The organism is uncultured Microbacterium sp. (genome assembly GCF_963521695.1).
Classification (GTDB): domain Bacteria; phylum Actinomycetota; class Actinomycetes; order Actinomycetales; family Microbacteriaceae; genus Microbacterium.
On sequence record NZ_CAUQWC010000156.1, the window covers coordinates 1 to 8,399 of the forward strand.

Consider the following 8,399-nt stretch of genomic DNA (forward strand, 5'->3'; position numbering starts at 1 on the left):
GCCTTGCGCCGACGCCCGGCGACGATGCGCCACGCGATGAACAACGCGAGGGCGGCCAGGATCGCCAGCGCCGTCCAGGGCATCGCGGCCGTGGCCGCCGTCCCCTCCGACACGAGCGGGTCGAGGGCCGAGGGTTCGGCCCCGGCGAGCGTGCGCGAGACGACCTGCGAGGTCGCGGTCACATCGGCGGCGAGGAAGATCAGCGGCACCACGCCCGCGACCTCGACGGTGCGCTGGAGAGAGCTGCCGGGCAGCAGTTCGGGGGCGTCATCGGCGGCGGTCACACCCGCGAGGCCCAAGGGGCCGCCGAGGGCGACGTCGACGGTGGGGTCGAGGCGCGTGTTGCCGGTGTTGGTGAGGGTGTAGGTGACGGTCGCCGACCCCGTCTCGAGCGGGTTGGCGGTGCCGTGGTAGTCGACGACGACGTCGCCCACGGTCAGGGCCGGCGCGAGGTCGCCCTGCACGCGCAGGTGCACGCGCGAGCCGAGACGTCGCTCGGTGATCGTGCCGTTGTCGGCGGTGACCCGCATGGATGCCACGACGCCCGCGGCGTAATCGCCCGGGGGAGCGTCGGCGGGCACGGTGACGGTGAAGGGGACCTCGGCGCTCGCGCCGCTGTCGAGGGTGAGCTCGGGGGTCTCGACCCGCACCCAGCTGCCCAGGTCGGTGGATGCCACGCCGCCGGCGAGGATGTCGAGCGAGCCGTCCTCGGTGAGGAAGCCGTCTGCCGCGTACACCGAGAGGGTGATCGGCTGCGGGCTGCGATTCGCGACGTAGAGCGCGTCGCCCACGGAGCCTCCGGGCTGCAGGTCGTACGCGTAGTTCGGGCGGTCGCGACCCTGGGCGGTGTCGGCGGGCTTGACGCTCCACGTCACCGTGGTGTCGGCGGAAGGAGCGGCGGGGTCTTCGGCGGCGGCGCCGGAGACGGCGAGGGGAGCGGCGGCCGCTGAGGCGGCGATCGGCGTGCCCAGCAGAAGGGCGAGAGCGGCGAGGAGGGAGAGGAGGAGACGGACGGGGGAGGTGATCGCCTGGGACATGGGCGTGGCTTTCGGTTCGAGGGAGGTCCGCCGAGGTCGCGCTCCATGGGGAACGCGACCCCGGCGGGTGGGATCAGCTGAGGGCGGTCAGCGTCACGGTCGCGGTGTAGGTGCCGCGGGGGGTCTCGAGCGGGAGCTTGAGATCCAGATCAGCGCCCACGAGCGAGCTGCCGCGCGCGTGGCCTTCGTTCGCCGAAGCGAGCGTGCGAGCGACCGACAGGCCCTCGCCCTCGTCGAAGCCCGAGGGGACGGGAGCGCCGGCGATGGCGTCGCCCGCGTTCTCGATCAGTTCGGGCGTCCAGCCGAGGTACTTGCTCGACACCTGCTCGCCACCGGCGGTGAAGTCCGACACCTGGGCGGTCAGCGACCATCCGGGGTTGCCGGCGCGGGTGTCCTGGATGCGGATCGGGATGATCTCGCCCTCGGCGTGGAAGTGGTCGAGCTCCTGCTCGGCCACCCCGAGGTCGACGAGGCGCGACGTGCCCTCGATCGCCCACGTCAGCTCGCCCGAACCCTGTGCGGGCACGGTCACGGCGATCGACTGGTCGCCGGCCGGCGGCGCGGTCGGCGCCTCGCCGGTGTAGTCGCCCGTGGTCGAGCCGGCGCGGACGCCGGCGCCGAACACGGCGGCGGGGGTATTCGCATCGAGCGCCAGGGCGCCGTAGACGGTGGTGTTCGCCACGCGCAGGTTGGCCGAGTTGCCCGTCAGCGACAGGCCGCCGCCGATGGTGTTGGCGAACGCGTCGCTGCCGCCGTCGGCGGTGGCGCCGATGAGCACGTCGCGCGAGCTGCCGCTCACGGTGACGTCGCCCTGGACGACCGCGCCCGTCATCGACACGCCCCAGCCGGAGCGATCGACCGATACGTCGCCGCCGACCGAGGAGCGCACGATGTCGACGTAGTTCGCCTGCTGCGTGAGCAGCGAGCCCGTGATCGCGCTGTCCACGACCTCCACGTCGATGCCGCCGGCCGCGACCGACCCGCCGACGCGCAGGTCGTTGACGTAGAGGAAGCCCACGGTGGTGTCGGCCGAGTAGGCGCTGATGTCGCCCTCGACGCTGGTGCCGTCGAGCGACACACCGTACGCGTCGGTGGCGATGACGTCTCCCGTGACGGTGACGGAGGTGGCATCCAGCCAGCCGCCCTCCTCCACGACGATGTCTCCCTCGACGGTCGCGCCGCCCAGGACGCAGTCCGCGCCGCTGGGGACCAGCAGGTTGCCCGAGACGGTCTGGCTGCCCAGGTCGTCGGTGCAGGTGAGGTCGGCCGCGTATGCGGGAACGGCGACGACGCTGCCCCCGATGACGAGGAGGCCGACGGTGGTGAGTTTGGTGATCTTGTTCATGTGATCTTCCTCGTCGCTCAGCCGCGCAGGGCTGCGATGTTGTCGTAGCTGCGGTCGGCGTTCGCCAGCGAGTCGCCCGGGTTGACCGGCACCGTGGAGGCGTTGTCCTGCTCGAACATGCCGAAGCGCTGGCCGCGGTCGCGCAGCTGCGACAGGAACGCCGTGTAGTCGATGTTCCCGGCGCCGAACTCGACGATGTCGTAGCCGTTGGGGCTGTTCGGGTTCAGCTTCCCGTCCTTGAGGTGCAGGATCGGGAAGCGTCGCGGGTCGCGCTTGATGTAGTCGATCGGCTCGAAGCCCGGGTACAGGTGCTTTCCGACGTGCGCCCAGTAGACGTCCATCTCGAAGAACACCGTCTCGGGGTTCAGGTGCTGCCAGTACAGGTCGTAGACGCGCTCCTGGGTGTCGGTGGTGTAACCCCACTCCTGGGCGTGGTTGTGGAGGTAGAGCTTGATGCCCGCGGCGCGTCCCTTGTCACCCATCTGGTTCCACGTGCCGATCGCCTGCATCCAGGCGTCCTTGGCGATGGGGCCGCCGTAGCCACCGGCGATGGGTCCGCCCTGACCGAGGTGCGGCATGCCGAGCACGTTCGCGATCTCGAGCTGCTGGTCGATGTTGTTCGGGTTCAGGTTGACGTGCGCTCCGGTCGCGCGCAGTCCGTTGTCGTCGAGCAACTGGCGGATCTGCTGCGGGGTGATCGCGCCGACCTGGCCCTGGGTGTATCCGGCGAACTCGATCTCGGAGTAGCCGATGCGGGCCAGCTCCTCGAACACCGCGCGGAAGCCCAGCGAGCTGACCTTGTCGCGGACGGTGAAGAGTTGGATGCCGATGCGGTTGACCGGGACGAGGCGCTTGCCGGCGCTGACCGGGGGAGCGGCGGCCGCGGCGCGGGCGCCGAAGGCGGTGGATGCGGAGGCTGCGGTGGGCATTGCGGCGGCGCCGATGCCGACGGCGACGGACGACGCCGCCAGTGCCTTCAGCAGCGTGCGACGGCTCATGGGCCGATCCGGCACCGTGGGGTGCGCGTGGTCGTGGTGGTGACTCATGACTCTCCTTCGAGGTGGGTCCGCCCCGATGCCGGGGACGGCCGAGGGTGTGGTGGGGGCCGCAGCTGCGCGACCCCCACCGGGGTGTTACTTCTGGACGGTCAGGCTGGTGCTGCCGCTGCTCTTCGCGATGCCGGTCGACCCGGTGTAGGACGCCTGCACCTGGTAGGCGCCCACCGTGCTGAGCTTGGGCAGGGTCACCTGGACGGTGCCGTCTGCGCCGAGCGTTCCGGTGAGGGTGGCGACGACCGCGTTGTTGCGGCGGATCGTCACCGTGGCGTCGCCGGTCGGGACGATGCCCGTCGACGAGACCACCTGGACCGTGGCGACGGCCGCCACGGCGGGCTTGACCGGCGTGGGCGAGACGGCGACCGTGGTCGTCGAGCGCGCTTGCGACACGGTGAGGCGACCGATGCCGGCCGAGCCCTTGAAGGTCTCGTCGGCGCCGTAGGTGGCACGCAGGGTGTGCGTGCCGACCGGCAGGTCGGCGGGCAGGGCGATGACGGCGTTGCCGTCGGCATCCAGCGTTCCGCGGGCGATCTCGTTCTCGCCGATCGTCAGCACGACCTCACCCGTGGGTGCGCCGCCCTCGCCGCGCACCGCCACCGTCACGTCGCCGGGGGCGCCGTAGGTGACCCGCGGGGAGGCGAGCGTGACCATCGTCCGCGTGTCGACCGTCGGCTCGTTGGGAGCGTCGAGGTCGATCGTGAACGACACCGAACCCAGCTCCGACACGTTGCCGCCGGTGTCGGTGGCGCGGTAGCGGAGGTCGTACGTGCCGTTCTGGTCGAACGTCACGCCGTACTGCTGGTTCGCGGCGAGGTTCGTCCAGGTCGCGCCGTTGTCGCGCGAGTACTGGACGCTGGCCAGCGTGCCGTTGTCGGCGGCCTGCACCGAGAAGCGGACGGGCTCGTTGAACACGCCGCCGACGCCGGTGGGGGCGGCGGGGGCGAGAGTGTGCGCCACCGTGGGAGCCGTGACGTCGCCCACGCCGTCGCCGACCATGGTCAGCGAGTCGACGGCGAGCTCGTCACGCGAGGTGACGTACAGCGCGCCGCTGCCCTCGGGGGCGTCGAACGCCACCTGCACGTCCTTCCAGCCGTTGCCGCCGGGGATCTTCGCCGTGGCGAAGGGCGCGGCGTCGGCGGCGCCCCAGCGCAGCTGCACCTCGCCCGCACCGGTTGCCCGGACGACCGCACCGTCGATACCGGCGAAGTTCACCGGGTCGAAGGCGAGGAAGTCGCCCTGACCGAGGCCGCGGATGGCGTTGCCACCCGACGCGTCGGTGTCGGCGTACGTGGCGACACCCTGGCGGCGGATGGCGTGCTCCGCCTGCTGGAGCTTCGGGTTCAGGCGAACGGTCGCCTCACCCGTGGCGGCGGGCAGGCCGTTGGCGCCCCGGTCGGAGTAGGTGACCACGACCGCGCCGTAGAGCAGGGCACCGGGGCCGTGCTCGGGCGAGTTCGGGTCGGTGCGGAAGACGCCCGTGCAGCCCGTGCCCGAGACCTCGGGGTGAGCGTGCTCGTCGTGTCCGAGACCGTACGTCCACGTCACGCGGGCGCAGTCGGTGGCGGTGCCGTCTTCGGCGTCCGAGGTGGTCACCTTGAACGGAATGGCCTGGCCCCAGTCGAAGAACGCGCCGTTACCGGGGAACTCCACCTTCACCTCGGGTGCCTGGTTGCCCACCGAGATGGTGCGCGAGGTCAGGCCGAAGCGTCCGCCCGCGTCCGAGACCCGCAGGCGCGCGGTGTAGTTGCCGAGCTCGGTGTAGGTGTACGACGTGGTCGCGCCGGTGGCGTCGAAGGTGCCGTTGCCGTCGAAGTCCCACTCGTAGGTGAGGGCGTCGCCGTCGGGATCGGTGGATGCCGTGGCGTCGAACTGCACCGTCAGGGGAGCCTGCGACGACGAGGTGGGCGTGGCGGTGAAGCGTGCCTGCGGCGACTTGTTGCCGGCGACGTAGTCGATGCGGTACAACCCGGCATCCGGGTTGGCCCGGAAGAAGCCGTCACCGTAGTCGAGCACGTACATCGATCCGTCGGGACCGATCTCCATGTCCATGGGGTTGTCGTGCGTCGGCTGACCGAGCGTGCTCAGTGCGGCGTTGGGCAGGAAGTCCTCGATGTCAGTGACCTCGAGGGCATCCCAGTCGAGCGTGAAGGAGGCGATGTAGTCCTGCGAGAACTCACCCATGAACGCCTTACCGTCCCAGTGGCGGGGGAGCTTCGTGGTCGAGGGGTTCGACTCGTCGTAGTGGTAGACGGGTCCGCCCATCGGGCCCTGGCCGCTGCCGGCGCCGAAGTTCACCAGCTCGTCCCACGGCTGGTCGCCGGGGTTGTCGCCGTACCAGAGGGTCGCCGGCTGCGCGGGCGGCAGGTCGGTGAGACCGGTGTTCCAGCGCGACTCGTTCTTGAGGTTCTGCGGGTCGAAGAACGCACCAGGGGTGGCGGTGGCGAAGTCCCAGTCGTTGTACGCCTGGTTGTCGGCGTGCACGTAGGGCCAGCCGGCGTTCTGCGGCTCGTCGAGGCTGATGGCGTTCCACTCCACCAGGCCCATGGGGCCGCGGCCCGCGGTCTGTGCGACGGCCTTCGTCGCGTCGGGGCCGTAGTCGCCCCACGACAGCGAGTTGGTCTCGATGTCGACCTCGATGCGGAACGGGTTGCGCACGCCCATCACGAAGATCTCCGGGCGGGTGAGCTCGGTGCCGGGGGCGAAGAGGTTGCCCTCCGGGATCGTGTACGACCCGTCGTCCTCGACGTGGATGCGCAGGATCTTGCCGCGGAGGTCGTTGGTGTTGCCGGCGCCGCGGCGCGAGTCGAAGCCGGGGTTGAACCCGGGAGCGTCGTTGTTGGGGGCGAAGCCGTTGGCGCCCGGGGTGGATGCCGGGGTGTTGTCGCCCGTGCTCAGGTAGAGGTTGCCGTCGGCGTCGAAGCCGATGTCGGCGCCCACGTGGCAGCACTGCCCGCGCTGGACCTCGACGTCGAGGACGACCTGCTCGGTGGAGAGGTCGAGCTGGTCGCCGGTCCACTGGTAGCGGGAGAGGCGGTTCACGCCCACCCACTGGTCCCAGTAGGACTCGTCGGCGCCGGCGGGCAGGGTGTTGGGCGCGTTGCCCGTGGGGGTGTCCGTCACGCCGTCGCCGTCGGCGTCTCGCGGCGAGTAGACGAGGTACACCCAGCCGTTGTTCTCGAAGTCGGGGTCGATGGCGACCGTTTGCAGGCCGTCCTCGGAGTTGGCGTAGACGTCGAGGGTGTTCGTGACGCGCGTGACGCCCGTGGCCGGGTCGGTCAGGCGGACGTCGCCGTTGCGAGCCGTGTGCAGCACCCGCTTGTCGGGGAGCACCGCGAGGTCGATCGGCTCGCCCACGTTCTTCGTGAGCAGGACGCGCTCGTAGTTGCTCCAGTCGAGGGCACCGCCGTCTTCGCCGGTGTCGCCGGGGTCGGGGGTGCCGGGGTCGGTGGGGTCTCCGTGATCGCCACCGGGGTCGGTGACGACGGGGTCGGTCCCGTGGTCGTGACCCTCATGGGCGAAGGCCGGTGCGGGGGCCGCGGCGATGGCGCCCAGGCCCAGTGCGGTGGCCGCGAGGACCGCCGTCAACCGGGCCCGGATGGCCGGATGCCGAGAAGTAGAGTTCATCGTGAATACAGCTCCTGTGAATGCGTGCGAGTTGTTTTCACCGGGTCGCCACACGGTCGGTCTCAACGACTGTTTCGTGGCGGCCCGGGCTCATCGTGCGGTGGCTGTCGGCCACACGCGGGTACCTTCCTCCGCTCTTCGTCGAGTCCGGATCGGTCGTCGATCACCGCCTCTGCGGGCAGATCTCGGTCGAGCCTGGGGGGATGAGTCGTTCGCATGGTCGGCGATGTCGCTCGTTGGTCATCTTGACCGATGTTTTTCCATAGGTCAATCAAAAGTTGCGCTACAAGCAACCAACAAAAGAGTGTGCGACGCAGAGCTTGTGAATACGCTTCGTCGCGGGCTAGCATCGCCGACGGTGCGTCCCCCGCGCCGATCCCCAAAGCCGGCAACGACGTCGGCGCGGCCGAGGAGGCCTCATGCTCCATGGACTGACCGGATGGCACCTGCTGATCGTGCTGGCGGTGATCCTGCTGCTCTTCGGTGCCGCCAAACTCCCCGCCCTCGCGCAGAGCGTGGGCAAGTCGGCTCGCGTGTTCCGCGGCGAGATCAAGGCGATGAAAGAGGAGGATGCCGCCTCCGACGCGCAGGCCTCTCCCGCCGGCGTCGCCGACACCCGCATCGACGGCTTCGCGGCCGACCCGCCGTCGGCGCGCTGACGCGGCGATGCGTCCGCACGGCCCTGCGACGACGCGGAGGGTGGACCCGTGACCTTCGGTCTGACGATCGAGAAGCTGATGCTCATCGGCCTGATCGCCGTCATGATCATCGGGCCGGAGCGTCTGCCGGCGGCGGCGGAGTCGCTGCGCCGCGCGATCCAGCAGGTGCGGCGCATGGCCCGCACCGCGCAGGAGCGGGTGCGGGAGGAACTGGGCCCCGAGGTCGCCGATGTCGACTGGCAGCGCCTCGACCCCCGGCAGTACGACCCGCGTCGCATCATCCGGGAGGCACTCCTCACCGAGCCCGATGCGGCGCCCGCGACTCCTCGCGGGGTGGGTGAGCCGGACCCGCTCGCGCTCGCCGGCCCGCTCGCCGCGAAGACCGGGTCCTCGGCGACACCTCTGCCGAGCGCTGATCCGGCACCCTCCCTCGAACTCCTGCCGCGGGCGGCATCCGCGCCGAGCGCTCCTCCGCCGTTCGCCAAGACGGATCCGGAGGCGCCATCCGCGCCGGGCGCGCCCTCGGGAACACCCGCCGAGACGGATCCGGGAGCGTCGTCCGCCGCGGCGCCCGCGCGCGCCGCAACGGTTCCTCCCCACGGGAGATAGCCGGTCGGCGACCGACACGTCCTCGTCCGGGGGGTGCGCGGTGCGCGAAGATGGGCGCATGACCCAGACG

General features: G+C 70.9%; 6 protein-coding genes. 2 read left to right on the forward strand and 4 right to left on the reverse strand.

What is annotated here, in order from left to right; translation table 11 throughout:
• The 4 genes from RWP81_RS11630 to RWP81_RS11645 all read right to left on the reverse strand — a co-directional run.
• On the reverse strand, positions 1-1,037 hold a 1,037-nt coding region (locus RWP81_RS11630; RefSeq protein WP_314456263.1), incomplete at its 3' end, for a DUF916 domain-containing protein.
• A gap of 73 nt (positions 1,038-1,110) precedes the next feature.
• Positions 1,111-2,382, reverse strand: coding sequence for a hypothetical protein (locus RWP81_RS11635; protein ID WP_314456265.1), 1,272 nt, complete (start codon positions 2,380-2,382; stop codon positions 1,111-1,113).
• A 17-nt stretch (positions 2,383-2,399) separates the two neighbouring features.
• A complete protein-coding gene (locus RWP81_RS11640; RefSeq protein WP_314456267.1) occupies positions 2,400-3,428 on the reverse strand; it encodes a sugar phosphate isomerase/epimerase in 1,029 nt (342 codons plus the stop codon).
• An 87-nt stretch (positions 3,429-3,515) separates the two neighbouring features.
• The gene (locus RWP81_RS11645; RefSeq protein ID WP_314456269.1) at positions 3,516-7,061 is read right to left on the reverse strand and encodes a PQQ-dependent sugar dehydrogenase; all 3,546 of its coding nucleotides are present in this window, start codon (positions 7,059-7,061) and stop codon (positions 3,516-3,518) included.
• A 419-nt stretch (positions 7,062-7,480) separates the two neighbouring features.
• Here RWP81_RS11645 and tatA point away from each other — a divergent pair, with 419 nt between their 5' ends.
• Together tatA and RWP81_RS11655 are read left to right on the forward strand one after the other, a co-directional pair.
• Positions 7,481-7,720, forward strand: coding sequence for a twin-arginine translocase TatA/TatE family subunit (gene tatA, locus RWP81_RS11650; protein ID WP_243224266.1), 240 nt, complete (start codon positions 7,481-7,483; stop codon positions 7,718-7,720).
• Positions 7,721-7,768: 48 nt separating this feature from the next.
• Complete coding sequence (locus tag RWP81_RS11655; RefSeq protein ID WP_314456271.1) at positions 7,769-8,329, forward strand: twin-arginine translocase TatA/TatE family subunit; 561 nt, start codon at positions 7,769-7,771, stop codon at positions 8,327-8,329.
• Positions 8,330-8,399 lie beyond the last annotated feature (70 nt).